Below are 24,856 nucleotides of genomic sequence, written 5' to 3'. Positions count from 1 at the left end.
TTCGGCGGTTACGGCCCCGGGCGGTCCCCGGCGTCGGACGCCCACCGGGAACGGTCGGAACCGGCCTACGCGGACTCCCGGACCACCAGTTCCGTCGGCAGGATCACGCCCGCCGTGTCCTCGCCGGCGATCTGGGCGAGGAGCATCCGGACCATCTCCGCGCTGATCCGGTCGAAGGGCTGGCGCATGGTGGTGAGGGCGGGGGCGATGGCGGTGGCCGCCGGGGAGTCGTCGAAGCCTCCGACAGCGATGTCATCGGGGACCGAACGGCCCTCCTGCTGAAGCGTGTTGACGACTCCCTGGGCCATGAGGTCGGAGGCGACGAACACCGCGTCCAGGTCGGGGGCCCGCTTCAGCAGCAGCCGGGCCGCCTGCTCGCCGCCGGTGCGCCGGTAGTCGCCCTCGACGACCAGCGTCTCGTCGTAGGGCAGGCCCGCCTCGGCGAGCACCTCGCGGTAGCCGGCCAGCCGGTCGGTGCCGCCCGGGGTGTCGAGCGGGCCGGTGATCATGGCGATCCGGCGGCGGCCGGTGGCGAGGAGGTGGCGGACCATCTCGCGGGCGCCGTCGCGGTCGTCGGCGGCCACGTAGCTGACCTTGGAGCCGAGGCCGAGCGGTTTGCCACAGGCCACCAACGGGATGCCGGCGGCGCGCAGTTCGGCGGCGACCGGGTCACCGCTGTGGCTGGACACCAGCAGGACGCCGTCGACGTGGCCGGAGGTGATGTAGCGGGTCAGCCGGCGGCGGTCGTCGCGGGAGGAGGCCAGCATCAGCAGCAGCGGGACGTCGTGCCGGGCGAGGTGTTCGGTGCAGCCGCGCAGCAGCACGTTGAAGTTGGGGTCCTCGAAGAACTTCTCCTGCGGCTCGGTGAGGAGGAAGGCCACCGAGTCGGAGCGTCCGGTGCTCAGGCTGCGGGCGTGCCGGTTGACGACGTACCCCGTCTTCCTGATGGCGGCCTCCACGGCCCGGCCCGCGGCGGGCGAGACGTAGTGGCCGCCGTTCAGGAAGCGGGAGACGGTGCCCCGCGACACGCCCGCCTCCCGCGCCACGTCGTGGATGGTGGGCGGCCTGCGGCGTCCGTTCGCGCTGGTGGTCATGTTCCTCGTTCGTGACGGTACGCAAGGGTCATACGGCCCTCAGGACTTGATCGAGCCGCTCAGCAGGTCCAGCGACCAGAACCGCTGGATCACCAGGAACAGCGCGATCAGCGGGAGGATCGCGAGCAGACAGCCGGTGATGACCAGGGTGTAGAGGGCGGGCTGCGAGGCGCCCTGGGCCAGCAGGGTGTAGAGGCCGAGGGTGAGCGGGAACTTGGTGTCGTCGGCGAGCATCACGTACGGCAGCAGGAAGTTGTTCCAGATGCCGACGAACTGGAACAGGAACACCGTGATGAGGCCCGGCATCATCATCGGCACCGCGATCCGCGAGAAGATCCGCCACTCGGAGGCGCCGTCCATGCGGGCGGCCTCCATGAGTTCGGCGGGCACCGAGGCGGCCGCGTAGATGCGGACCAGGTAGACGCCGTACGGGGAGAGGATCGACGGCAGCAGCATCGACCAGTACGAGTCGGCCATGCCCGTCTTCGACAGCAGCAGGTACTGCGGGACCGCCAGCACGACGCTCGGCACCAGGACCCCGGCCAGGATCAACTTGAAGACGAACTCCCGCCCGCGGAAGGAGTACCGGCCGAGCGCGTAGCCGCCGGCGGCGGAGACCGCGGTGGACAGCAGGGCGCCGAAGCCCGCGTAGAAGGCGGAGTTGGCCATCCACTGCCAGTAGATGCCGTCCCGGTAGTCGGTCAGGTCCTTCAGGTTGTCGAGGAGGCCGCTGCCGGGGGAGAAGGTGAAGGTGGAGAACAGCTCCGACCGGTCCTTGGTCGCCGCGAGGACCACCCAGACCACGGGGACCAGGCAGTACAGGGCGCCGAGGATCAGCACGAGGGTGGGGATCCAGGCGGTGCGCCGGGCACCGCGGGTCCTGCCGGTGGCGTCGGCGGTGAGAGTGAGGGGGGTCATGCCCGGTCCTCCCGGGTGTAGCGGTCGGAGACGCGCAGCAGGGTGAAGGAGACGACGAACGTGGCCAGGGCCAGGACGACCGCGGTGGCGGAGGCGCCGTAGATGTCGGACTGCAGGAAGGCGCTGTCGTAGATGGCCATCAGCGGGCTCCACGTGTGGGACAGGCCGTTGGTCAGCGGTCTCAGGGCCATGGGCTCGGTGAAGACCTGGAGGGTGGCGATCACGGAGAAGAAGAGGGTGAGCACCAGCGAGGGCATCACGATCGGGATCTTGATCTTCAGGGCGATGTGCAGGTCCGACGCGCCGTCGATCCGCGCCGCCTCGTAGATCTCCTGCGGGATCGCCTTGAGCGCGGTGTAGATGACGATCATGTTGAAGCCGGTGCCGCCCCAGACCGCGATGTTCGCGAAGGAGAGGTAGAGGTTTCCGCCGTCGAACAGGTCCGGCTGCGGCAGGCCGAACTTGTTCAGCAGGTAGTAGAAGGGGCTGACGGCCGGCAGGTACAGGAAGCCCCACATCAGGGCCGCGATGATGCCCGGCACCCCGTACGGCAGGAAGATCGCCAGCCGTGCGAACTTGGCGCTGCGCGCCTTCGGGGTGTCCAGCATCAGCGCGAAGACCAGGGCCAGGCCGAGCATGGTCGGTACGACGATGAGGCCGTAGCCGAACGCGCGGAGCACGCTGTGGCCGAACTCGGTGTCCTTGAGGACGTCGGCGTAGTTGCCGAAGCCGTTCCAGACCTGTTCGCGGGCGCCCTTGCCGAGTCCGATGCCCTTGACCTTGACCCTGTGCAGGCTCAGCCAGATCGCGTACCCGATGGGGACGACGGTGAAGGCGGCGAACAGGACCAGGGTCGGCACCAGGAACCAGTACGGTGCGCTGCGGCCACGGCGGCGGGGGCGGCTGGGGCGGACGGACTGGGCGGTGCCGGTGCCGTCCGCCAAGGGCCCGACCGTGATGCGGTCGGAGCCCTTGAGCGGGGCGCTGGTCATGCCTCGGTCACCTCGAAGCCCTGCTTCTTCATGTCGGCGAAGGTCTTCGACTGCACGCCGCTGAGGGCGGAGGTGAACTGGGCCTCCTTCTTGGCCTTGGTGGCCTTGCCGAAGCCGTCGATGAAGGTGTTGTAGGCGACCTGGACGTTCGGGCCCCAGGCGGAGGGCGCCGTGGTGGCGGCGATCGCGGCGGCGGTGGTGTAGAAGTCCGCCTGGTTCGAGAAGAACTCGGGCGTCTTGAGGACGTCGCCGGACTGGCCCTTGGTGGCGGCCGGGTAGACCGAGGGGTACTTGACCAGGGCGGCCAGCGCCTCCGGGTCGGTGTTGATCCAGCGGGCGAACTTCGCCGCGGCCTCGGCGTGCTTGGAGTCGGTGGAGACGCCGGTGGAGGAGCCGCCCCAGCTGCCGGTGACGTTCTCGCCCGACTTCCACTGCGGCAGCGGGGCCATGCGCCACTTGCCCTTGGTGTCGGGGGCGGAGCCCACCAGCACACCGGGCGCCCACACGGCGGAGACCCAGGCGAGGTGGGTGCCCTTGTTCAGGGCGTTGTTCCAGGCGGGGGTGTACATGGGCTGGTTGTCGATGACGCCCTCCTGCACCAGGCCGCCCCAGAACTCGGCGACCTTCTTCGTGCCGGCGTCGTCGATGGCGACCGTCCACTTGCCGCTGCCGTCGACCGTCCACCACTTGCCGCCGGCCTGCTGGGAGAGGCCCGCGAACAGGCCCGGGTCGTTGGCGGAGAAGGTGGTCAGGTAGGCGTCCGGGACGGCCTTCCTGGCGGCGCGCGCCACCTCGGCGAACTCGGTCCAGGTCTTCGGCACGGACAGACCGTGCTTCTTGAACAGGTCCTCGCGGTAGTAGAACATCAGCGGCGCCGAGTCCTGCGGCAGTGCGTAGAGGGCGTCGGTGCCGAGGGTGACCATCTTCCACAGGCCGTCCGAGAAGTCGGACTTGGCGTCGCCGACGTACTTGGATATGTCGGCGAGGACGTCGTTGGAGACCAGGGTCGGCAGGGACTGGTACTCGACCTGGATCAGGTCGGGCGCGTGGCCGGCCTTCTTCGCGGTGATCAGCTTGGAGACGATCTCACCGCCGCTGGCCTGCTTGGACACCGTGACGGTGATGTCCGGGTTCTTCTTGTTCCAGATCGCGGCGACCTTGTCCATGTTCGGCGCCCACGACCAGTAGGTCAGCTTCACCGGCCCGCTGCTCTCGCCGGAGTCGTCGTCGGAACCGCCGCAGGCGGCGAGGGTGCCGGTCAGGCCGAGGGCGGTGGCCCCGGCGAGCATGGTGCGCCTGCTGATCCGGCGGCTGTGGATCGACATCTTCATCTCCCCTGACTGAGAAGAGCCGGCCTCGGTGTGTCCCGCGTACGCGGCAGCCGCCGTGGGGGATGAGGCTGCGGGCACGTGACCGAGAGGCTGTGCGCGAGGGCCGCGCGGCTCTGTGATCGTGCACAGTAGAGAATTGTTTCCACCCCTTGTCAATGGTGAAAGCGTCGGGTTACCTACTTGTTGCTCACGGATGCCAGCCGTGCCAAGCTCTGTGCACGATCACAGAAATACGGGAACTTCAGGCATCATCCTGCCGATCCACCTGGGAGCCACCACATGCCCTCCGACGCCCCGCACGACCGTCTGCCACTCGCCTTCGGGGGCGACTACAACCCCGAGCAGTGGCCGCAGGAGGTGTGGGAGGAGGACGTACGGCTGATGCGGGAGGCCGGCGTCACGCTGGTCTCGCTCGGCATCTTCGCCTGGTCCCGGATCGAGCCCCGGCCGGGCACGTACGACTGGGAGTGGCTCGACCACGTCATCGGCCTGCTGCACGAGGCCGGCATCTCCGTGGACCTGGCCACACCCACCGTGGTGCCGCCCGCCTGGTTCTACCGGGCCCACCCCGAGGCACTGCCCCTCACCCGGGAGGGCGTCCGCCTCGCCTTCGGCTCACGCGGCGCCATCTGCCACTCCAACCCCGACTACCGGGCCGCCGCCGCGACGATCACCACCCGGATCGCCGAGCGCTACGGCAGCCACCCGGCCGTCGTGCTGTGGCACGTCCACAACGAGTACGGCGCTCCCGTGCTGGCCTGCTACTGCGACAACTGCGCCGCCGCCTTCCGGACCTGGCTGCGTGAGCGTTACGGCAGCACGGAGAACCTCAACGAGGCGTGGGGCACCGCCTTCTGGGGCCAGCTCTACGGCGACTGGGAGGAGATCACCCCGCCCCGCGCCACACCCACCGTCGTCAACCCCGCCCAGGAACTGGACTACCGGCGCTTCGCCGACGCGGCCGCCCGCGCCAACTTCACCGCCGAGCGGGACATCCTGCACCGCCTGTCCCCCGGTGTTCCGGTGACCACGAACTTCATGGTCGCGCCCAGCCAGTGCCAGGGCATCGACTACTGGGCCTGGGGCCGCGAGGTCGACCTCGTCACCAACGACCACTATCTGATCACCGACGGCCGCCGCACCCACGTCAACCTGGCCCTCGCCGCCGACCTCACCCGCTCGGTCGCGGGCGGCGCGCCCTGGCTGCTGCTGGAACACTCCACCTCCGGCGTCAACTGGCAGCCGCACAACCCCGCCAAGACACCGGGCCAGATGGCCCGCAACTCCCTCGGCCACCTGGCCCGCGGCTCCGAGGGCGCCCTGTTCTTCCAGTGGCGCCAGTCCCGTCGCGGCGCCGAGAAGTTCCACTCGGCGATGCTGCCGCACAGCGGAACCGGCACCCGGGTCTGGCGGGAGGTGACGGACCTCGGCCGCCGGGTGGCCGGCCTCGCCGACCTGCGCGGCACCCGCACCCGCGCCGACGTGGCCATGGTCTGGTCCTGGGAGTCCTGGTGGGCGCAGGACCTGGAGTGGCGCCCCAGCCAGGACCTGGACGCCCGCGAACGCCTCGACGCGTTCTACGAGGCGCTCTACGACCGCCACCTCACCGTCGACTTCGTGGCACCGGCCGCCCTGTCCCGCGTCGACCCCGAGCGCCACCCCCTGCTCGTCGTCCCGCAGTTGTACTCGGCGCCGGCGGGGGTCGCCGCCGACCTGGAACGGTACGTCGCCCGCGGCGGCACGCTCCTCGTCTCCTTCTTCTCCGGCATCGTCGACGAGCACGACGCCGTGCACACCGGCCCCTATCCCGGGCCCCTGCGGGACGTACTCGGCCTGACCGTCGAGGAGTTCGACCCGCTGCTGCCCGGCGAGACGGTCACCGTCCGCACCACCGCCGGCGAGACGTACGCGGCCGACCTGTGGTCCGAGTACGTCGTGCCCGGCGACGACTGCCAGGTCGTGGCCGCCTTCGCCGACGGCCGTACGGCCGGACACCCCGCGCTGACCCGGCACCCGCTCGGCGACGGCGCCGCCTGGTACCTGGCGACCCGGCTGACCGGCGCCGACCTGGCGGCCGTCGTCGACCTGGCCCTCGCGGACGCCGGCATCACCCCCGCCGACCTGCCCCGGGACGTCGAACTCGTCGTACGGGAGGGCCAGTCGGGCGTCTTCCGGTTCGCCCTCAACCACACCGGCACCGAGGTGAAGGTGGTGCTCCCGGACGGCACCCGGGCCGCCGTCCCGGCGGGCGGGGTCGAGGTGTTCCGCGAGCCGCGCTGAGGGCGGGTGCCCGTGCGGAACGGGCGAGCAGGCTGACCTGTGCGCTGCTTGTGTCTGCCGCTTCCGCTCGGCGCCGCGCCTGGCGTTGCCGCTTGCCGTTACCGCTTACCGCTTGCCGCTCGGCGTTTCGGCTTGGCCTTGCCGCTTACCGCTCGCCACTCGCCGCTTGGCGCTTGGCGCTTGGCGCTTGGCGTTTCGCTGACCGTCCGCCTGCCGTCTCGCTCGCCGTTTCCGCTTGCCCACGGCCCCCCGAATGACCGATCGCCCTGTGATGTCCACCGTGAAGGGATTCTGAGATGCGTAGACGCACTGTTGTCACCGCCGCCGGTATCGCCGGCGCAGCCGCGCTGGCGGGGCCCGTCCTGGGTGCGGCACCCGCCGCCGCGAGCACCACGGCCGGCGGCGCCGCGGCCCGCCCCCGTCCCCGCCGCCTGGAGATCCGCGGGATGGACATCTCCTCGCTGCCCAGGAACGAGGACCTCGGCGCCGTCTACCGCCGCCCCGACGGCTGCCGGGCCGACGCGATCCGTCTCCTCGCCGACGCCGGCGTCACCCACGCCCGTCTCAAGGTGTGGGTCGACCCGGCCGACGGCTACAACGACAAGGAGCACGTCCTCCGGCTGGCCCGGCGCCTGAAGCGGGCCGGCATCGGCATCTGGGTCGACTTCCACTACTCCGACACCTGGACCGACCCGGGCCACCAGACCAAGCCCGCCGCCTGGAACGACCTGGACGTGGCCGGGCTGACCCGGGCGGTCTACGACCACACCGCCGACGTCCTCGGCGCGCTCGGACGCCAGGGCACCCCGGCCGACCTGGTGCAGATCGGCAACGAGCTCAACGGCGGCATGCTCTGGCCCACCGGCGACTGGGACCACTGGGACAACCTCGCCGCGTTCCTCAAGGCCGGACTCCGGGCCGCCCGCGACACCACCCCGCGCGTCCGCACGATCCTCCACCTGGCCAACGGCGGTGACAACGGGCTGTACCGCTGGTGGTTCGACAACGCGGTCTCCCACGGCGTCGACTTCGACGTCATCGGCCTGTCCTACTACCCCTTCTGGCACGGCCCGGTGGAGCAGGCCGCCGCGAACATGGCCGACATCACGGCCCGTTACGGCAAACCGTGCGTGATCGCCGAGACCGCGTACCCGTTCACGCTGGAGAGCGAGGACGCGACCAACGACATCATGAACAGCCCCTCGCAGCTCACCGAGGGCTTCCCCGCCACCCCCGAGGGCCAGGCCGCCTGGCTGCGCGAGGTCGCCGACCTCGCCGCCGCCGTCCCGGACGAACGGGGTCTGGGCTACTGCTACTGGGAGGGCGTGTGGACCTACCGCGCCGGCGCCGGCTGGGACCCCACCGACCGGGCGTCCGGCAACGCGTGGGAGAACCTCGCGCTGTTCGACTTCCGGGACAGGGCGCTGCCGGGGCTGAGGACCCTCGGGTCGTACCGGGGCTGATCAGGCGGAGAAGGTCGCGTCGCCGCTCCACTCGACGTTCGTCGGGCCGAGCCGGAGCTGGATGGCGTGGTGCACCGTGTTCTTGAAGTCCTGCACCAGGCTCACCACATAGGGGTGCGAGTAGCCCTCCTTCCGGGCGAGCCCCTCGATGAGCGCGCTCTGGCCGCCGTTGGCCGCGACCTCGGCGGCCAGGGCCTTGAGGTTGTCGGGGCGGCCCCACTGCGCGGTGGAGGTGTTGAGGTGGACACTGGCGCCGGCCGTCGCCGCGGAGGGGCCGTGCGCGTCGATGGTCCGCTGGGTGGCGGTCGAGCGGGCGGTGAGGTGGAACTGGGCGACGTGCAGGCGCATCGTCCCGCCCTGCAACTGGGAGGCCCGCACCATGCAGTTGAGGTGCACCGCCAGCCGGCCCCCGTCGTCCAGGGGCACGGTGACCCACTCGGAGATCATGTTCAGGCCGAGGTTGCCCTGGTCGCCCTTGCGGAAGCGGAACTCGTCCACCCGCAGCCCGTCGAAGACGACCTCCAGGAACCGCGCGGGGTGCTGGGCGGCCAGCCCCTCCGCGGACTCCACGAGAGGCTGGTCGGTGGTCAGCGGGGCACGCTGCACGGCGGCCCCCTGCTCCAGGGCGCGGGCGACGGCCGCGTTGCCCGCACTGCGCTGAAGGGTGAGCAGGGGGGCGGAGGGGCCGCGCACCGAACCGGCGGGCCGGAGCGGCACGGTGGAGACGTGCCGCGGCTCGTCCGACTTCTGGGCGCGCAAGGGCAACACCTTTCACGGGGGCGCCCGGCGTGGCCGGGCCTGCCATCGGCTCCCTTATAGCCCGGCTCGGCGCCGATCCGAAGGCCCTTCCGGGCAGACCCTGCCCGCCGGAAGGCAGCGGGGGGCTGCCCTGGGGGCCCGGGCTGGTGGCGGGGCTGGTTCTTCGCGGGCCTTCAGCAGCCCATCCGCGACCCACCAGCGGCCCCTCCGCAACCCGCCCGTGCCCGCCCGCGGCCCAGCCGCAAGACCCGCCCGCGGCCCCTCCACAGCCCCCGTGGCCCATCCGCGCCCCACCTGCTGCCCCACGCGTGGCCCATCCGCGACCCACCTGCGGCCCCACCCGTGGCCCATCTGCGACCCTCTGCACCGGTTGGACACAGGATGGTCCGGTACCTACCGGTGGGCCCGCCCCGGCGGTACCGTCCAAGGGTGTCCGAGGGGGGACCTGATCGGGGGGTCATGGTGAGTGGTGGGCGCATTCGTGAGCGCATTCGTGTGCTGAGGCCCGAGGAGCTCGGGGCGGGGGAAAGGGAGCGGTGGCGCGAGGTGCGCGCCAGGTCGGGGCAGCCGCGCAACCCGTTCATGGAACCGGAGTTCGCCGACGCCGTGGGCCGGGTGCGGCCGCGGACGCGGATCGCGGTGGTGTACGACGGGAACGCGGCGGCCGGATTCCTGGCGCACGAGCGGGGGCGCCTGGGGCAGGGGCGGGCGCTCGCGCTCGGCGTGTCCGACTGCCAGGGCGCGGTGCTGCCGCCGGGCCTCGCGCTCGACGCCGGTGAACTGCTGCGGGCCTGCTCCCTGTCGAGTCTCGCCTTCGACAACCTGGAGGCGGAGCAGGACCTGTTCGTGCCGCACGCCGCCGCGCGGTACGCCACCTTCGTCATCGACGTGGAGAAGGGGTATCCGGCCTACGAGGCGCTGCTGCGCGTCCGGTCGCCGAAGTTCCTGAAGACCACGCTCGCCAAGGAACGCAGGCTCGGCCGCCAGGTCGGTGAGGTGCGGTTCGTGTTCGACGAACGCGAACCGGCCGCGCTGCGCACCCTGATGGAGTGGAAGTCCGCGCAGTACCGCAGGACGGGCCGCCGCGACCGGTTCACGCAGGAGTGGATCACCCGGCTCGTGCACAGGCTGCACGAGACGCGGGAGCGGGAGTGCGCGGGCACCCTGTCGGTGCTGTACGCCGGTGACCGGCCGGTCGCCGCCCACTTCGGGCTGCGTTCCGCGACCGTGCTGGCCTGCTGGTTCCCGTCGTACGACCAGGAGTTCGCGAGGTTCTCGCCGGGGCTGGTGCTGCATCTGCGGATGGCGGAGGCGGCGGCCGCCGCCGGTGTGGGGACGCTCGACCTCGGCCGGGGGGCCGCCGAGTACAAGGACTCCCTCAGGACGGGCGAACTGCCCGTGTACGAGGGGGCGGTGACGCGTCCCGGGGTGGGGGCCGCGCTGACCTGGCTCGGTGTGGAGCCCTCCCGGCGGGCGCACCACTTCGTGCGCAGCCGGCCACGGCTCGCCGCCGTCGCCGCACGGACGCTGAAGGGCGTGGGCAGGCTGCGCCGGCCGTAGGGAACGCAGGGACACCAGGGGGAGGGCGTATGTCCCGCACATCGCGCGCGCAGGAGGAGACACGGCGGTTCCTGAGCATCGAGGCCGTGCAGGTCGCCGAGGTGGACGTCGGCGGGGAGGAGGTGTCGCTCAGACCCGGACCGGGAAGCCCGCCCGTGACGGCCGGTGAGGTGTTCGTGCTGGTCAGGAGCGGGGGGCGGCCCGTCGGCACGCTGCTCGGGCGGGTGCCCGAGGGTGCCGAACCGCTGGCCGTGCTCGGGGAGCGGGTCCGGGCCGTGTTCGGCGGGACCGTGGAAGAAGGCCGGCCGGAGGCGTCCGCGCCGCCGTACACGACCGTCGTCGTCGCCACCCGGGAGCGGGCCGGGCAGCTCGCCCGCGCGCTCGACTCGCTGCTCGCCCAGGACCACCCCGGGTTCGAGATCCTCGTCGTCGACAACGCGCCGGTGACGGCCGAGACCCGCGACCTGGTCGAGCGGAAGTACGGCGAGCGGGTGCGCTACCTGCGCGAACCCGTCCCCGGACTGGCCGTCGCCCACAACCGGGGCCTCGCCTCCGCGCTCGGCGAGGTGATCGCCTTCACCGACGACGACGTGGTCGCGGACCCGCGCTGGCTCACCGAGCTGACCGCGCCGTTCGCCGCCGACCCCGGCCTCGGCTGCGCCACCGGCCTGATCCTGCCGGCCCGGCTGAACACCCCCGCCCAGGTGCTGCTGGAGAGCCACGGCGGCTTCGCGAAGGGCTTCGAGCCGCGCGTCTACGACCCCGCGGACCCGCCCGCCGGGGAGCCGCTGTTCCCGTTCACCGCCGGGCGCTTCGGCTCCGGCGCGAACATGGCCTTCCGTACGCGGGTGCTGCGGGACGTCGGCGGCTTCGACCCGGCGACCGGCGCCGGCACGCCCGCCCGGGGCGGTGACGACCTCTACGGGTTCGTCCGCGTCCTCGCCGAGGGCCACCGGTTGCGCTACACCCCGGGGGCGCTGGTGTGGCACCACCACCGGGACACCTGGCGGGACCTGGAGACCCAGGCGTACGGCTACGGCGCCGGCCTCACCGCGTACCTGACGGCGGTCCTCGTCCGCCGCCCCGCCCTGCTGCCCGCGTTCCTCGCACGGCTACCGCGCGGTCTCGCGTACGCCCGCGCCCTGACCGCGGCACGGGAGGCGGCGGGCGGCGCAGACGCACCGGGCGGACACGGCGCCCGCTCCCACCCCTGGCCGGGCCGCCTCTCCCGGCTCCAGCGCAGGGGCATGCTGTACGGCCCGGTCGGCTACCTCCGCGCCCGCCGCGCCCTGCGCCCGACCGGCCGGGGGACGGCATGACGACGCCGGAGGACGGCTCCCGTTCCGGTGGTGGGCAACCCGGTGTCCCGGTCCTCCTCTATCACGCCGTGATGGACGAACCACCGGACTGGATCGCCGAGTTCACCGTCACGCCGAGGCAGTTCGCGGCCCATCTCGACGCCGTCGTCGGCAGCGGCCGTACGCCCGTCACGATCGGGGCGCTCGCCGACCACCTCGCGGGACGGGCACCGTTGCCGCACCGGCCCGTGCTGCTCACCTTCGACGACGGGTTCGCCGACCTGGCCGGGTCCACCGCGGAGGCGCTGGCCGCTCGCGCGCTGCCCGCCACCGCGTATCTCACCACCGGTGCCCTCGCCCCGGGTGGGCACAGCCTGCTGCCGCCGGCGCCGATGATGACCCTGGACCGGGTGGCGGAGCTGGAGCGCCACGGCATGGAGGTCGGCAGCCACACGGTGACCCACGCGCAGCTGGACACCCTGTCCGCGAAGGACCTTGCGTACGAACTGCGCACGTCGAAGGCCGTGTTGGAGGACGCGCTCGGTCATCCCGTCCGGCATCTCGCCTATCCGCACGGCTACAACAGCGCGCGGGTGCGGGCCATGTCCGCCGACGCCGGGTACGAGACGGCGACCGCCGTGCGGCACGCGCTCAGCTCGGGCCGGGACGAGCGCCACCGCATCGCCCGGCTCATCGTCCGGCGCGGCCACACGCTCGCCGACGTCGAGGGCTGGCTGGCGGGAACCGGCGTCCGTACCGCCCCGTTCCGGGACGCGCCGAGGACGGTCGCGTGGCGCTGGTACCGGCGGGCCCGGGCGACCCTGCTCGGGCCCGGGTTCGCGGGCTGAGCCGGCCCGGTCAGGGGAGCGGCTGGTTGAGGTACGGGTCCGAGACCGCCCCGCGCAGTCCGGCCCAGGCGTCGGCGTTCACGACCGCCAGATCGCAGTACGGCCCCGGGTCACGGTAGTTCCACTGCAGCGCGGCCTTCACGCCGTCCAGGTTCTTGAGCACCCGGGGCACCTGCGCGTACCAGCCGGCCTGCCGGTGCGGATCCGACGGGTCGGCGGCCGTGCCGAACTCGGACAGCATGAGCGGCTTGTCGTCGGAGAGGTGCGCGCGGATCCAGGCGTGCGTGGCGGTCTGCGTCTGCTCGAAGGACAGCCAGTCGGCCTGGTGGCAGCGGTAGTAGTTGTACTGGTTGTAGCCGATCCAGTCGACGTACGCGTCGCCGGGGTAGAGCCGCTCGAACAGGCCGGCGTGCTCCAGGTAGCCGGTGATGATCCAGGTCCACACGACGTCGCGGACACCCAGCTCGGCGAACCGGTCGTGGATGTGGCGGTACGCCGCGACGTAGTCCTCCGGGCTGCCGCTGGCCGGCGTCCGCGTGTCCATCTCCAGGTCGAAGGAGAGGAACACCTTCTTCCCCGTGCGCCGCCCGTAGTCCCTGACGCGCTCGGCCTGGACGTCGATGACGGTGCTGTCCAGGTCACCGGCCGCGATCTGCTTCCAGGTCGGCTGCTGCCGTTCGGTGCCGCCCCACCACTTGCTCTCCCAGGACAGCAGCAGCATGCGGTCCCGGCCGACGGCCTGTTCGTCCGCGGTGAGCAGCCGGCCCTCCCGGCGGGCGCCCTCCCCGCGGGACATGTCGTGGTAGGTGTACACGATGTCGAGCCTGCGGCCCACGTGCTTCTCGTAGGCGCGGACCTTCTGGGGGAGGTCGTGCTCGCCGTGCGGCACGAACGCGCCGAACCACGCGCCGCAGGGCGGTTCGAGCAGGGCCGTGGGCCGGCAGTCGCCGCCGGGCGCGGAGGCCCTGGATCTTGGGCCCGCGACCGTCCCGGAGCCCGGCCCCCGCGGCCCGGACGCGTCGCGCAGGACGAGGACGGCCACCAGCACCGCGCACACCACGGCGGAGGCACTCAGCAGCAGGCGCCGGCGGCCGGACGTGGGGCGGGCGGCCCTCACCGAGCGGAACCCTTTCGTGTCCTGGCCGCCGGGGAGGCGCGCAGCGGTGGGCAGCACGCGGCGAGCGTGGTCAGCACGGTGAGCGTCAGCAGCACGCGCCGCCCGCTGAACGCGTGGCCGGCGATCAGCGCCGTCGCGACGAGCAGCACGACACCGACGCTCACGAGGACGACCAGCATCAGCCGCTCCAGCAGGACGGAGTGCCGTTCGAAGTCGGGGTCCGGCCGGTCGGCGGGGCCTTGGGCGGGCCGCGAGTCCAGCGCGGCGGCGCTGATCCTGACGACGGCCGCACCCGGGCCCGCGGCCAGGAAGACGACGACCGCGGCGACCCGCGGCGGTGACCCGTCCGGCAGCGCGAGGGCGGCGAGGGCCAGCCAGCCGGCGGACGGGGGCAGCAGACGGATCACGAGTTCCCGCGGTGTCATCGGCCGGTCCCCCTCAGCACGTACACCGATCCGGCGCTGTTGCGCTCCACCAGTTCGAAGCGCGGGGAGGCGGCCACCGAGCGCTGGATCCGCGCCAACTGGGCGCCGGTGAGCAGTCCGTTCATCTCCGAGTCCGCCACCTGGCCCTCGGTGAGCAGGAAGTAGGCGCGGCCCGGCGGCTCGACCACGGACATGTCGCGGGCGAGCGTGCCGGCCGGGTCCCGCAGGATCCGGTCGACGTGGTGCCGGGCGTCCTCCAGGAACCAGTAGTGGTCGACACTCCAGTACGAGGCGTAGGCGAGGGGGTAGTTACGGTCGGCGGCGACGACCAGGGAGCCCGCGGGCGCCCGCTCGAACAGCGCCCGCACGAGGGCGACCTCCCGTGGCGGGAAGTAGCTCATCCGGTCCTTGCCCGAGTAACTCGGCACGAACGCGAGCGTCGCGGCGAGCAGCGCGAGCAACGGCACCCAGGTGCCGTACCGCTTGGCGGAGAGGTCGAACCGCCGGGGCATGCCGCTGACACCGTTGCCCCGGGGCTCGCCCGCGTCCTTTCTCCCGCCTCCGGCGGCGGTTCGCGCCCGTCCTCCGGCGGCGGTTCGCGCCCGCTCCGCTGCCGTGGCCCGCGCCCGGGTGTCGCGTGCTGCCGCCTCGGCGGCCAGGGTGCGTACCTTCGGCAGTAGCGCCGCGGCGGCGAAGAAGCAGGCGCCGGGCAGCATGAACATGAGCACCCGGAAGATCATTTCGTCGCCGTAGCTGCTGGCCGCGAACATCGGCAGCGGGGCGGCCGCGAGCAGCAGCAGGGGCAGGGCGCGGTGGCGCAGCACGCGCTGGCGGAGCACCCCGGCCAGGGCGAGCAGGAGCACCGAGCCCGACAGCAGCCGGGCCACCCAGGAGGTCGTCACCGCTCCGGTGCCGGTCGGGGTCGCGCCGTAGCCGGTCGAGACGTTGCCGCCGACGTCGCCGACCGAGCGGATCATGTCGGGCAGCGCGGCGGACAGGAAGGGCAGCGCGGCCGTGAGGCACCAGGCGAGGAAGATCGCCAGCGTCGTGACCAGCGGCACCCGGCCGCGGTAGCGGCGGGTGAGGCACAGCGCGGCCAGGGAGACGAGCAGCATGCCCGGGGTGAGCTGGTGCGAGATGACGATCGCCACGATCATCACGGTGATCACCACCGTCCACACGGCGGTCCGCTGCCGGCCCGCCGGCCCGCCGTCACGGCCGTAGCGGCGCAGCACCACGGCCAGCACCCCCAGGTGCAGGGCGAACGCCAGGGACTGCGGGGAGAAGTAGTCCTGCCCCACCCAGTTCGCGACGTAGAAGATCCACACCGCGGTCCAGATCAGCCGCCGGTCCGCGGTGAACGTGCGGTAGATCAGCAGCAGAGGCAGCAGCAGCACCAGGCTGGACAGGAGCGGCCACCAGGCCATGTACGCCGCGGCCGAGTCGACGCCCATCAGCCGTACCAGAGCGGCCTGCGCGGCGAAGAAGCCCGGCCACTGGTCGTACACCGCCATGTCCCCGAGTTCCTTCGAGGTCTGCAGCCCGCCCGACGTCAGCAGGTGGTCGATGACCCCTTCGTGCTTCCAGGCCCAGGCGTACAGCGGGGTCGGGTAGAGGACGGCCTGCGTGGCCCGTTCCATCACGAGCAGCCCGAGCACGTACGCGAGCGACCAGGCGTCGCGGCGCCGGGGGTCGCGGACGGTGAACCAGAAGCCCGAGGTGAGAACGGTCAGGGCGAGCCAGAACGTCGGGTGCAGCGCGGAGACGAGTCCGAAGTCGTCGAGGCCGGAGACGTCGGTGTGCGCCACCGCGTACGCCCACAGCGCGAGCGCGGCCGGCAACGGGAGAACCGGCCACGGGACGGGCAGACGCCGGGCCGGCCAGGCGGGCAGGTCGGAGAGATCCGCGGCGCCCGAGAAGTCCGTCATGAACGCGTCGGTGGGCCCGCGCGACTGGGGCGAGGAGCGGTCGGAGGCCTTCCGCGGGAGCCGGACGGTGGCGGTCCACCCGGCGGACGGCTCGTGCCCCGGCACCCGTTCCGGTTCGGACCGCTCCCGTGAACTTGCTGGCGGACGCACGCTGTTCCCCCCTTGCGGCTCTGGTCGGCAGCACGGCCGGCTCGACCGCTCGCCTTCGGTGCTCCGGCCGGTGCCTCGACCGGTCTTCGCTCAGTCCCTTGAATCACCCGCGGATCAGGTGCCGGCGGATCAGGTGCCATTCGGTCTCTCCGCCGGTTCGACGCCCTTCGCGGCGGGCTGCCCGCGGACGGTCAGGGCCGGGGTGTCCACCTCCGACGCCGCCCGCTCGCGCCCCGGGCGCCCGACGAACGGCGTGGCCGTGTCCTCGCCGGACTCCCCCCGCGCGTACGCCGCCCGGCGGGCCCAGTTCGTGCCGTAGCCGGCGGTGGCGTTGAGCTCGGCCCAGCGGGTGCCGTACACGGGGGCCGGGGCCCGGTCGGTGGGCGGGTGGCCGGTGCCGCGCAGCGCCGCGCGCAGGCCGGGGACGGACACGAGGGCCATCAGCGTCATGCTGCCGACGACCGCCCACCCGGCGCCGTCGATGCCCGTCGGCGCGAACAGGACGGCCGCGCCGCCCAGCACCAGCGTGCACATGGCGCCCTGGAGCACGGCGAGCACCCCGGTGCGCCCCTGGACCCGCAGCACCCCGATGTACAGCTCCACCGCCACCCGGGGCAGCGCGCCGACGGCCAGCAGCCGCAGCACGGTCGAACCGTGCGCGGAGTAGTCCGCGCTGAACGGCGCGAGGATCCGCGGAGCGAGGACCACCAGGACCAGGATCACCGGCACCAGCAGCAGCGTCATCCGGCGCAGCGCCCCCCGCACTCCGTCGGCGAGGCGGCGCGGGTCGTGCGAGGCGTGCGCGGTGAGCGAGGAGGCCATGTTGATGGCCATGAACTCCATCGTGCCGCCGACGGTGTAGGCCACGTAGAAGAAGCCGTTGTCCGCCGCGCTGAACCGGACCGCGACCATCACCGGCAGCAGGTTGATCATCGCCAGGCTGAACAGCGCCCCGAGCGAGTCCCCCGCCAGGAAACGCCCCATCTCCCGCGTGCCGGGCGGCTCCAGGTGCCGGTCCGCCGCGGCCTGACGCGGGATGAGCCGGCGGAAGATCAACCAGCCCAGCGGCAGGGTGGAGAAGGCGATCGCGACGGCCCAGGACACGAAGATGCCCAGCACCGGCAGGGCGGTGGCGAACACGATCAGCAGGATCAGCTTGCCGAGGGAGAACACCGCGTTCCCGGCCGGCACCCACTCGGCCCTGCGCAGCCCGGTCAGGACACCGTCCTGGAGGGTGAGCAGCGCCCACGCCACGCAGGCCGCGACGAACAGCGCCCCCGCGGCGGGCGTGCCGAGCGGCGCGTACGACGGTCCCCACTTGCCGAGCGTGAGCAGGAAGACGACCGCGGCCATCACGACGACCACCGAACTGGCCGCGTACGCCCGCCACACCAGCGCACCGGTCGCGCGGCCCGCCCGCGGCACGAAACGCACCACCGCGCCGATCATCGTCGTCGCCGTGATGCTGGCGAGCAGCCTCATCGCGGCGATGGCGGCGGAGCCCTGGCCGACGGCCTCCTCCGAGTAGAAGCGCGCCGCCACCAGCCAGAAGCCGAGCCCGAGCACGGCGGAGACGCCGGTGCTGAGCATGAGGAAGTAGGCGTTCTTGAACATCGAGTCGGCGTCGGACCGGCCCCCCTTCCCGGACCCGCGCCGGCCCCCGGCTCCGGACCCGCTGCCGCTCCCGGCTCCGGGCCCGCTGCCGGCCCCCTGGCCGCTCCCGGTCTCCCGGCCGTTTCCGGCCCCCCGCCCGCTGCCGGCTCCGGACCCGCTGCCGGTCTCCCGGCCGTTTCCGGCCCCCCGCCCGCTCCCGGCCCCCCGGCCGCTCCCGGTCTCCCGGCCGTTTCCGGCCCCCCGCCCGCTGCCGGCTCCGGACCCGCTGCCGGCCCCCCGGCCGTTTCCGGGCGGCGCCGTGCCGCCGTCGGTGTCCACCGCGGCGGGCTCGTGCATCCGGGTCTCAGCCACGGGAGGGGGCCGGCCCTCCCGGCACCGGCCCTTCAGCCGGCGGCGCCTCCGGCCTCGCCTCTCCCGGCGCCCCGGCCGGCCGCGCCCCGCACTCCTCCAGCGCGTCGACGACCGCGCGGGCCCGCAACGGATCGACGGGCAGCGCGTGCCGGGCGAACCAGCGGGCCCCCTCGGGTGCGGGCGAGAGGTCGGTGAAGGCGGCACCCGCGTAGTCGTCCAGGGGCGGGTCGTAGAGGTAGCCGACGACGATGCCCCGCCGCGCCAGTGCCCTGATCGCCGCGTCCCGGTCGGCCACGAACAACGGCACCCGGAACAACGGCTGCACGCGGCCACCGGGACCGCTCGCCGCCCGCGGCCTCGCCCACTTCGTCGACAGCAGCAGCTCCGTGCCCGCGCGACAGGCCGCAAGCGTCTCGTCCAGCCGACCGAGCCGCCGACCGATCCGGCCGAGCCGCAGCCGGCCGGACCGCAGCCGGTAGTCGTGCATGTCCACCCGCACCCAGGGGTCGTACGGCTCCAGGCCCGGCGCCGCCTCGACGGCCCGGGCGAGTTCCGCCGGACGCAGGGGCATCCGGATCTCCTCGCGTTCCACCAGTCCCAGCAGCCCCAGCGTGGCCCAGGCGGCGCGCCGCAGACCGAGACCGCGCACGGCAGCCTCCGCGAACGGCCGTACCACATAGGCCAGTTCCGCGGTCGCCCGGCCGGGGACGAGCAGGTCACGGCCTGCCCGCTCCAGCGCCTCACGCTGCCCGGGGTCGGCGACCGCCAGCACGCCGCCCGCCTTGGCGCCCGCGTGCTTGGACAGGCTGAAGACCGAGGCGTCCCCCCAGCCGCCCACGGGCCGGCCGCCCACCTCGCTGCCGATGGCGTGCGCCGCGTCCTCCAGCAACGGAATCCCCAACGCGTCGCACCGGGCGCGCAGTCGGGGCGCCTGATCCGGATTGCCGTACAGGTTGGTGGTCAGCACGGCCGACAACGAACCCCACACCGCCTCGGGCACGGCACCGACATCGATGGACGCGTCCAGCGGGTCGAGCGGTGCCTGTACCGGGCGCAGTCCGGCCGCGAGCACCACGAACAGGATGACGTCGTCGTTGACCGGCGACATCAACACCCGCCCGCCGGGCGGACACCAGTGACGCAACGCCAGATACAGGCCGAAGCGGCACGACGGTACGTATACACATTCCCGGCCCAGTCGCCCGCGCATGATCTCTTCCAGCCGCCTGGTCCGCTGCGGTGGTGAGTCCGGGCGCGCCGACCCGAGGCCGGCCTCCCCAATGGCCATGAGCCCCCCTGAACGCCGTCGGAACGCCCCCTCCCCGAGGCCCTCCGGCACCCGCCCAGAGTCTCCCTTTTCGCACCACTGCGTCAAGATTGCGTCCCCACCTGTGGACAACTTTCCGCACACGGACGCGAACGGAGCGCCACAAACGCCGGCCGACCCGGCGGGCACTGCCCACGACCGGTGACACCGCCGTAACGTGTGGTGCGACCACCGGAGCCACCCGGTGACCACGGAACGCACGAAAGTGAGGCAGCACTCCATGCCCCCCTTCGATGTCCCCGAGGGCGATCCCTTCGGCCCGCACAACCTTCCGTACGGCGTGTTCTCGCTCCCCGGCTCCGCCGAGCGGACGGTCGGTGTGCGGCTCGGCGACGCCGTCCTCGACGCGGGCGCGGCCGCCGCGGCACTCGGCTCCCCGTACATCTCACTGCTCGCGCGGCCGTCCCTGAACCCGCTGCTGGCCGCCGGCCGCACCGCGTGGTCGGACGTACGGCGCGCGCTGACGGCGTGGGTGACCGTGCCGTCCCACCGGGAGGTCATCGAGCCCCTGTTCCACCCGCTGTCGTCGGTGACGCTGCACCTCCCCTTCGAGGTCGCGGACTACGTCGACTTCTACGCCTCCGAGAACCACGCCCGGAACGTGGGCCGGATCTTCCGCCCCGACGCGGCCGACTCCCTGACCCCCAACTGGAAGCACCTGCCCATCGGCTACCACGGCCGCGCGGGCACGGTGGTCGTGTCCGGCACCGACGTCGTACGGCCCTCCGGACAGCGCAAGGCCCCCACCGACCCGGCGCCCGTGTTCGGCCCCTCCGTCCGCCTGGACATCGAGGCGGAGGTCGGGTTCGTGGTCGGCGCGCCCTCACGGCTGGGCCGGCCCGTGCCCCTCACCGACTTCCGCGACCACGTCTTCGGCGCCTGCCTGCTCAACGACTGGTCCGCGCGGGACATCCAGGCCTGGGAGTACGTCCCGCTCGGCCCGTTCCTCGGCAAGTCCTTCGCCACCTCCGTGTCGGCGTGGATCACCCCGCTCGACGCGCTGGAGGACGCGCGGGTGTCCCCGCCCGGCCGGACACACCCGCTGCTGCCCTACCTCGACGACGCGGACGACGAACCCGGCGGCTACGACCTGCGCATCTCGGTCGCCATCAACGGTCACGTGGTCTCCGAGCCCCCCTTCTCCACCATGTACTGGACGGCCGCCCAGCAACTCGTTCAGATGACCGCCAACGGCGCCTCCCTGCGCACCGGCGACCTGTACGGCTCCGGCACGGTCAGCGGTCCCACCGAGCGGGAACGCGGCTCCCTGCTCGAACTCACCTGGAACGGCCGCGACCCCCTCGAACTGCCCGACGGCAAGCGGACGTTCCTGGAGGACGGCGACGTGGTGACGATGACGGCCTGGGCACCGGGACCGGGCGGAACCCGCGTGGGACTGGGCGAGGTCACCGGCCGGGTGGTGGGGGCGGACGGGGACGGGTGATGCGGGATGGGGGTGCGGGACGGGGGTGAGGGGGGCGGGTGAGGGAGACGGGAGACGGGTGAGGAGGGACGGGAGACGGGTGACGGCTGAGGGGTAGGCGCTGGGGTTGCGTGGGGGCGGGAGCATGGGGCCGCGTTGGCGCGGAGGTCGACGGAGAGGCGCGGACGCCGGCGTTCGGTGGGCTGCCCGGCGCCACGTCACGAGGGACGGTCGGTCCGTGCTCCGTCATGAGGGACGGTCGGCCCCTGCCACGTCATGGGGGACGGACCGTGCCACGTCATGACGGAGGTCCGTGCCACGTCACGAGACCGTTCATGCCCGTCCCGAGGGACGTCCGGCTTTGCGCCTGACTCCAATGGCCCGCGCGGTCATACTGAGGGAAGGCGATGCTCGCGCGGTGCCGACGCGTCCACCGCCCCGCACCTCCGAGCCCCGTAGCCGCACCCTCCCGAACGAGATCCGGAGCCCGTGGCATGACTGTCTGCCTGCTCCTGCTGTGTGCCGTCGCCCTCATGGCCGCCGTGCCGGTTCCGCGTGCGCTGACCCGGTCCGAGTGGCCGGAACGGGAACCCGTGGTCGCGCTCTGGGTGTGGCAGTGCCTGGTCGCCACCGTCCTGCTGTGCTGTCTGACCGCCCTGGTGCTGGGCGCGGCGGCGGTCTTCCACACCGTCCGCGACCGCGTCTTCGCCCCGGCGCCGCCCGCCGTGACCGCCGCGTACGACCTGTCCACCGCCCCGCTGTGGGCCGTGGCCCTCACCGTGTTGCTGGCCTGCGGGGCCGCCTGGACCACGGCGATGCTCGCCCGCGAACTCGTCGAGGCGCGCCGGCGTCGCGGCCGGACCCGGGCCCATCTGCGTGAACGCGCCCCCGACCTGCCGGCCGGCCTGCCTCCCGCCCGCGGACCCATGCTGGTCCTCGAGGACGAGTACCCCGACGCCTGGTGGATGCCCGGCCATCCGCCCCAGCTGGTCGTCACCACCGGGGCACTGCACCGCCTCACCGACCCCCAGCTCGACGCCGTCCTCACCCACGAACGTGGCCACGCGCGCGCCCGCCACGACTGGCTGCTGCACCTCTCCACCGCCCTGGCCACGGGCTTCCCGCGGGTCCCCCTGTTCGCCCACTTCTGCGACCAGACGCACCGCCTGGTGGAACTCGCAGCCGACGACACGGCGTCCCGCCGGTGCGGCCATCTGACCACCGCTCTGGCCCTCATCGAACTGAACCAGCACCGGGGCGTCCTGTCCTGCGCCTCCAGTCACCGCCTCCTCGGCGAGCGCGTCGACCGTCTTCTCCAGCCCCCGCCCCGCCTCGGCCGCGGCAACCGGGCCCTGACGACGACAGTGGCCGCACTGGTGCCCCTGGTCCCCCTTCTGATCACCTTCGCACCGGGCCTGACGGCCCTGTCGTAGCCCGCGGGACTGGACTCGGGGCCGGGCCGGGCCGGCTCATGGGTTCGGCTGCGGACCTTTCCCCCTGACGGCGCCGGCAGTGGCGCCCGCGCCCGCCGCTATATCCCGCCGCTATATCCAGTCGTCCGGTTCGGGCTCGTGCCCGGCGTCCATCTCCGGCCAGTCGTGCGCACTGGAATCCGACTGGGCCGCCGCACGGGCACCCGTTTCGCGCGCCGGTCCCCGGCTCGCGGGCGCCGCCGCGTGGCTCTGCTCCGACCCCACCGCCGCCGGTTCGCCCGCGGTCACCGTCACCGTCTCCGTGGGGTCCGGTGCCGCGTCGGTGGTCACCGCGTGGTCCGGTGCCGCGTCCGTGGTCCCCGTCGGGCGGCCCGGTGCCGCGTCCGGCGGGCTGTCCAGTGCGGCGAGCGCCGCGATCACGCCCTCCCCGTACGTCAGCAGCTTCTTCTCACCCACCCCGCTGATGCCGCCGAGCTGCGACACCGACGTGGGCCAGACGCTCACGATCTCGCGGAGCGTGGCGTCGTGGAAGATCACGTACGCCGGGACGCCCTGTTCGCGGGCCTGTTCGGCGCGCCAGGCACGAAGCGCCTCGAAGGCCGGCAGCAGTTCCTCGGGCAGCTCGACCGCAGCGGCCTTGGCCTTGCGCTCGCCCCGGCCGGAGCCCGACGATCCCGACCGCGATCCGACCGGCTTCTTCGGCTCCTTGCGCAGCGGGACCTCCCGCTCCCGACGCAGCACAGTGCCGCTGGCCTCGGTCAGCACCAGGGTGCCGTACTCCCCCTCGACCGCGAGCAGGCCCTGCGCCAGCAACTGCCGCACCACACCGCGCCATTCACCTTCGGTGAACTCCTCGCCGATGCCGAACACGGACAGCTGGTCGTGGTCGAACTGGATCACCTTCGCCGTGCGGCGGCCGAGCAGGATGTCCACGATCTGCACGGCGCCGAACTTCTGCCCCCGCTCCCGCTGCAACCGCACCACCGTGGACAGCACCTTCTGGGCCGCGACGGTGCCGTCCCAGGTCTCCGGTGGGGCGAGGCAGGTGTCGCAGTTCCCGCAGCCCGCGGTGTCGGGGTCCTGGCCGAAGTAGACGAGGAGCTGTCCGCGCCGGCACTGCACCGTCTCGCACAGCGCCAGCATGGAGTCCAGGTGCGCGGCGGCCCGGCGGCGGAAAGCCTCGTCGCCCTCGCCCGACTGGATCAGCTTGCGCTGCTGGATGACGTCGTTGAGGCCGTACGCCATCCATGCCGTCGACGGCAGCCCGTCACGGCCGGCGCGGCCGGTCTCCTGGTAGTAGCCCTCGACCGACTTGGGCAGGTCGAGGTGGGCGACGAAGCGGACGTCCGGCTTGTCGATACCCATGCCGAAGGCGATGGTCGCCACCACGACCAGGCCGTCCTCGCGCAGGAAGCGGGACTGGTGCGCCGCGCGGGTCCCGGCGTCGAGGCCCGCGTGGTAGGGCACGGCCTCGATGCCGTTGCGGGACAGGAACTCGGCCGTCTTGTCGACCGAGTTGCGGGAGAGGCAGTACACGATGCCCGCGTCGCCCGCGTGCTCCCCCTGGAGGAAGCCGAGCAGCTGCTTCTTGGGGTCCGCCTTCGGCACGATCCGGTACTGGATGTTCGGCCGGTCGAAGCTCGCCACGAAGTGCCGGGCGTCCGGCATGTTCAGCCGCTGGGTGATCTCCTGGTGGGTGGCGTGCGTGGCCGTCGCGGTGAGCGCGATCCGGGGGACGTCCGGCCAGCGCTCGCCGAGCAGGGACAGGGCGAGGTAGTCGGGCCGGAAGTCGTGACCCCACTGGGAGACGCAGTGCGCCTCGTCGATCGCGAAGAGCGCGACCTTGCCGCGGGAGAGGAGGTCGAGTGTCGACTCCAGCCGCAGCCGCTCCGGGGCCAGGTACAGCAGGTCCAGTTCGCCGGCCAGGAACTCGGCCTCGACGACCCGCCGCTCGTCGAAGTCCTGCGTGGAGTTCATGAACCCGGCGCGCACGCCCAGCGCCCGCAGCGCGTCGACCTGGTCCTGCATGAGCGCGATGAGCGGGGAGACGACGATGCCCGTACCGGGTCTGACCAGGGACGGAATCTGGTAGCACAGCGACTTGCCGCCGCCGGTCGGCATCAGCACGACGGCGTCGCCGCCGGCCACCACATGCTCGATGACCTCGTGCTGCTCGCCGCGGAAGGAGTCGTATCCGAAGACACGGTGGAGCGTGGCCAGCGCCTCGCTCTCGATCACCTCTGGCATCTCGCTGATCCCGCCCGTCCCGCGCATCGTCCTGTCCCCCGTACGTCGTCCCTCGACCACTGCGTCCACCATAGGGGCCCCCGCCGACAGTGCCGGACTTATCCACAGGCACCCGGTGCGCTTGTCGGATCAGCTCGCCGGGTGGTTCGGCGCCGGTCTGCCGGAGGTCCAGCGGTGGTCCAGCCGTGGTCTGCCCGTGGTCTGGCAGGGGTTCCGGCGGGGTGCCGCCGGGTCCTGTCGCACGATCACCGGGTGCCGCCGGGCAACCTCCACCGGGGACGGCACACGCGGGGGCCCC

General features: G+C 72.8%; 17 protein-coding genes and 1 pseudogene. 7 read left to right on the top strand and 11 right to left on the bottom strand.

Annotated elements, in window-relative coordinates:
• Positions 1 to 65 precede the first annotated feature (65 nt).
• The 4 genes from AC07AZ_RS06515 to AC07AZ_RS06500 are packed head-to-tail and all read right to left on the bottom strand — an operon-like array spanning position 66 to position 4,335.
• The gene (locus AC07AZ_RS06515) at positions 66 to 1,094 is read right to left on the bottom strand and encodes a LacI family DNA-binding transcriptional regulator (RefSeq protein ID WP_478844459.1); all 1,029 of its coding nucleotides are present in this window, start codon (positions 1,092 to 1,094) and stop codon (positions 66 to 68) included.
• Between the two features lie 39 nt (positions 1,095 to 1,133).
• Complete coding sequence (locus AC07AZ_RS06510; RefSeq protein WP_478844457.1) at positions 1,134 to 2,012, bottom strand: carbohydrate ABC transporter permease; 879 nt, start codon at positions 2,010 to 2,012, stop codon at positions 1,134 to 1,136.
• Positions 2,009 to 3,004: a carbohydrate ABC transporter permease gene (locus AC07AZ_RS06505; protein ID WP_478844455.1), complete on the bottom strand. Its 996-nt coding sequence runs from the start codon at positions 3,002 to 3,004 to the stop codon at positions 2,009 to 2,011. The genes AC07AZ_RS06510 and AC07AZ_RS06505 overlap by 4 nt, the downstream gene beginning before the upstream one ends.
• Positions 3,001 to 4,335 carry an ABC transporter substrate-binding protein gene (locus tag AC07AZ_RS06500; protein ID WP_478844453.1) on the bottom strand — a complete coding sequence of 445 codons (1,335 nt, stop codon included), beginning with the start codon at positions 4,333 to 4,335 and terminating at the stop codon, positions 3,001 to 3,003. The genes AC07AZ_RS06505 and AC07AZ_RS06500 overlap by 4 nt, the downstream gene beginning before the upstream one ends.
• A 279-nt stretch (positions 4,336 to 4,614) precedes the next feature.
• Here AC07AZ_RS06500 and AC07AZ_RS06495 point away from each other — a divergent pair, with 279 nt between their 5' ends.
• Both AC07AZ_RS06495 and AC07AZ_RS06490 read left to right on the top strand, forming a co-directional pair.
• The gene (locus AC07AZ_RS06495; RefSeq protein ID WP_478844451.1) at positions 4,615 to 6,615 is read left to right on the top strand and encodes a beta-galactosidase; all 2,001 of its coding nucleotides are present in this window, start codon (positions 4,615 to 4,617) and stop codon (positions 6,613 to 6,615) included.
• A 296-nt stretch (positions 6,616 to 6,911) separates the two neighbouring features.
• Positions 6,912 to 8,078, top strand: coding sequence for a glycoside hydrolase family 53 protein (locus AC07AZ_RS06490; RefSeq protein WP_478844449.1), 1,167 nt, complete (start codon positions 6,912 to 6,914; stop codon positions 8,076 to 8,078).
• Here AC07AZ_RS06490 and AC07AZ_RS06485 read toward each other — a convergent pair whose 3' ends face one another.
• Positions 8,079 to 8,837, bottom strand: a complete 759-nt coding sequence (locus AC07AZ_RS06485; protein ID WP_478844447.1) for a hypothetical protein — start codon at positions 8,835 to 8,837, stop codon at positions 8,079 to 8,081.
• A 459-nt stretch (positions 8,838 to 9,296) separates the two neighbouring features.
• Between AC07AZ_RS06485 and AC07AZ_RS06480 the strand changes: the two genes are divergently transcribed.
• Genes AC07AZ_RS06480 through AC07AZ_RS06470 form a run of 3 tightly spaced genes read left to right on the top strand, consistent with a single transcriptional unit; the run spans position 9,297 to position 12,543 of the window.
• On the top strand, positions 9,297 to 10,397 hold the full coding sequence (locus AC07AZ_RS06480) for a GNAT family N-acetyltransferase (RefSeq protein WP_478844445.1): 1,101 nt from the start codon (positions 9,297 to 9,299) through the stop codon (positions 10,395 to 10,397).
• A gap of 29 nt (positions 10,398 to 10,426) precedes the next feature.
• Positions 10,427 to 11,716 carry a glycosyltransferase family 2 protein gene (locus AC07AZ_RS06475; RefSeq protein WP_478844443.1) on the top strand — a complete coding sequence of 430 codons (1,290 nt, stop codon included), beginning with the start codon at positions 10,427 to 10,429 and terminating at the stop codon, positions 11,714 to 11,716.
• On the top strand, positions 11,713 to 12,543 hold the full coding sequence (locus tag AC07AZ_RS06470) for a polysaccharide deacetylase family protein (protein WP_478844441.1): 831 nt from the start codon (positions 11,713 to 11,715) through the stop codon (positions 12,541 to 12,543). The genes AC07AZ_RS06475 and AC07AZ_RS06470 overlap by 4 nt, the downstream gene beginning before the upstream one ends.
• Positions 12,544 to 12,553: 10 nt before the next feature.
• Here AC07AZ_RS06470 and AC07AZ_RS06465 read toward each other — a convergent pair whose 3' ends face one another.
• The 5 genes and pseudogenes from AC07AZ_RS06465 to AC07AZ_RS06445 form a co-directional block, all read right to left on the bottom strand.
• Entirely contained in the window at positions 12,554 to 13,717 is a 1,164-nt protein-coding gene (locus AC07AZ_RS06465; protein ID WP_478844439.1) for a glycosyl hydrolase, read from the bottom strand.
• Positions 13,657 to 14,085 carry a hypothetical protein gene (locus AC07AZ_RS06460; RefSeq protein ID WP_478844437.1) on the bottom strand — a complete coding sequence of 143 codons (429 nt, stop codon included), beginning with the start codon at positions 14,083 to 14,085 and terminating at the stop codon, positions 13,657 to 13,659. Before AC07AZ_RS06460 ends, AC07AZ_RS06465 begins: the two co-directional genes overlap by 61 nt.
• Positions 14,082 to 16,013, bottom strand: a complete 1,932-nt coding sequence (locus AC07AZ_RS06455) for a glycosyltransferase (protein ID WP_478844435.1) — start codon at positions 16,011 to 16,013, stop codon at positions 14,082 to 14,084. Before AC07AZ_RS06455 ends, AC07AZ_RS06460 begins: the two co-directional genes overlap by 4 nt.
• Before the next feature lie 300 nt (positions 16,014 to 16,313).
• Positions 16,314 to 17,786 (bottom strand): annotated as a pseudogene (locus AC07AZ_RS06450) (lipopolysaccharide biosynthesis protein); the annotation flags it as partial.
• Between the two features lie 334 nt (positions 17,787 to 18,120).
• Entirely contained in the window at positions 18,121 to 19,338 is a 1,218-nt protein-coding gene (locus tag AC07AZ_RS06445) for a DegT/DnrJ/EryC1/StrS family aminotransferase (protein ID WP_478844846.1), read from the bottom strand.
• A 337-nt stretch (positions 19,339 to 19,675) separates the two neighbouring features.
• Here AC07AZ_RS06445 and fahA point away from each other — a divergent pair, with 337 nt between their 5' ends.
• Together fahA and AC07AZ_RS06435 are read left to right on the top strand one after the other, a co-directional pair.
• Positions 19,676 to 20,899 (top strand): fumarylacetoacetase, encoded by a 1,224-nt coding sequence (gene fahA / locus AC07AZ_RS06440; RefSeq protein WP_478844433.1) that lies wholly within the window; start codon positions 19,676 to 19,678, stop codon positions 20,897 to 20,899.
• Positions 20,900 to 21,372: 473 nt separating this feature from the next.
• Entirely contained in the window at positions 21,373 to 22,311 is a 939-nt protein-coding gene (locus AC07AZ_RS06435) for a M56 family metallopeptidase (protein WP_478844431.1), read from the top strand.
• A 111-nt stretch (positions 22,312 to 22,422) separates the two neighbouring features.
• On the opposite strand, the gene recQ is transcribed toward AC07AZ_RS06435, so the two are convergent.
• Positions 22,423 to 24,585 carry a DNA helicase RecQ gene (gene recQ / locus AC07AZ_RS06430; protein ID WP_478844844.1) on the bottom strand — a complete coding sequence of 721 codons (2,163 nt, stop codon included), beginning with the start codon at positions 24,583 to 24,585 and terminating at the stop codon, positions 22,423 to 22,425.
• Positions 24,586 to 24,856: the final 271 nt, after the last annotated feature.

Source organism: Streptomyces sp. NPDC043878, assembly GCF_056435735.1.
The sequence above is the reverse complement of the archived record's forward strand: the minus strand, read 5'-3'. Positions and strand labels throughout refer to the sequence as shown.

What these genes read in the sequence shown, in the direction of transcription:
- AC07AZ_RS06515 (WP_478844459.1), bottom strand. Translation starts at nt 1,094, where the DNA reads ATGACCACCAGCGCGAACGGACGCCGCAGGCCGCCCACCATCCACGAC.
- AC07AZ_RS06510 (WP_478844457.1), bottom strand. Translation starts at nt 2,012, where the DNA reads ATGACCCCCCTCACTCTCACCGCCGACGCCACCGGCAGGACCCGCGGT.
- AC07AZ_RS06505 (WP_478844455.1), bottom strand. Translation starts at nt 3,004, where the DNA reads ATGACCAGCGCCCCGCTCAAGGGCTCCGACCGCATCACGGTCGGGCCC.
- AC07AZ_RS06500 (WP_478844453.1), bottom strand. Translation starts at nt 4,335, where the DNA reads ATGAAGATGTCGATCCACAGCCGCCGGATCAGCAGGCGCACCATGCTC.
- AC07AZ_RS06495 (WP_478844451.1), top strand. Translation starts at nt 4,615, where the DNA reads ATGCCCTCCGACGCCCCGCACGACCGTCTGCCACTCGCCTTCGGGGGC.
- AC07AZ_RS06490 (WP_478844449.1), top strand. Translation starts at nt 6,912, where the DNA reads ATGCGTAGACGCACTGTTGTCACCGCCGCCGGTATCGCCGGCGCAGCC.
- AC07AZ_RS06480 (WP_478844445.1), top strand. Translation starts at nt 9,297, where the DNA reads ATGGTGAGTGGTGGGCGCATTCGTGAGCGCATTCGTGTGCTGAGGCCC.
- AC07AZ_RS06475 (WP_478844443.1), top strand. Translation starts at nt 10,427, where the DNA reads ATGTCCCGCACATCGCGCGCGCAGGAGGAGACACGGCGGTTCCTGAGC.
- AC07AZ_RS06470 (WP_478844441.1), top strand. Translation starts at nt 11,713, where the DNA reads ATGACGACGCCGGAGGACGGCTCCCGTTCCGGTGGTGGGCAACCCGGT.
- AC07AZ_RS06460 (WP_478844437.1), bottom strand. Translation starts at nt 14,085, where the DNA reads ATGACACCGCGGGAACTCGTGATCCGTCTGCTGCCCCCGTCCGCCGGC.
- AC07AZ_RS06455 (WP_478844435.1), bottom strand. Translation starts at nt 16,013, where the DNA reads ATGACGGACTTCTCGGGCGCCGCGGATCTCTCCGACCTGCCCGCCTGG.
- AC07AZ_RS06445 (WP_478844846.1), bottom strand. Translation starts at nt 19,338, where the DNA reads ATGCGCGGGCGACTGGGCCGGGAATGTGTATACGTACCGTCGTGCCGC.
- fahA (WP_478844433.1), top strand. Translation starts at nt 19,676, where the DNA reads ATGCCCCCCTTCGATGTCCCCGAGGGCGATCCCTTCGGCCCGCACAAC.
- AC07AZ_RS06435 (WP_478844431.1), top strand. Translation starts at nt 21,373, where the DNA reads ATGACTGTCTGCCTGCTCCTGCTGTGTGCCGTCGCCCTCATGGCCGCC.
- recQ (WP_478844844.1), bottom strand. Translation starts at nt 24,585, where the DNA reads ATGCGCGGGACGGGCGGGATCAGCGAGATGCCAGAGGTGATCGAGAGC.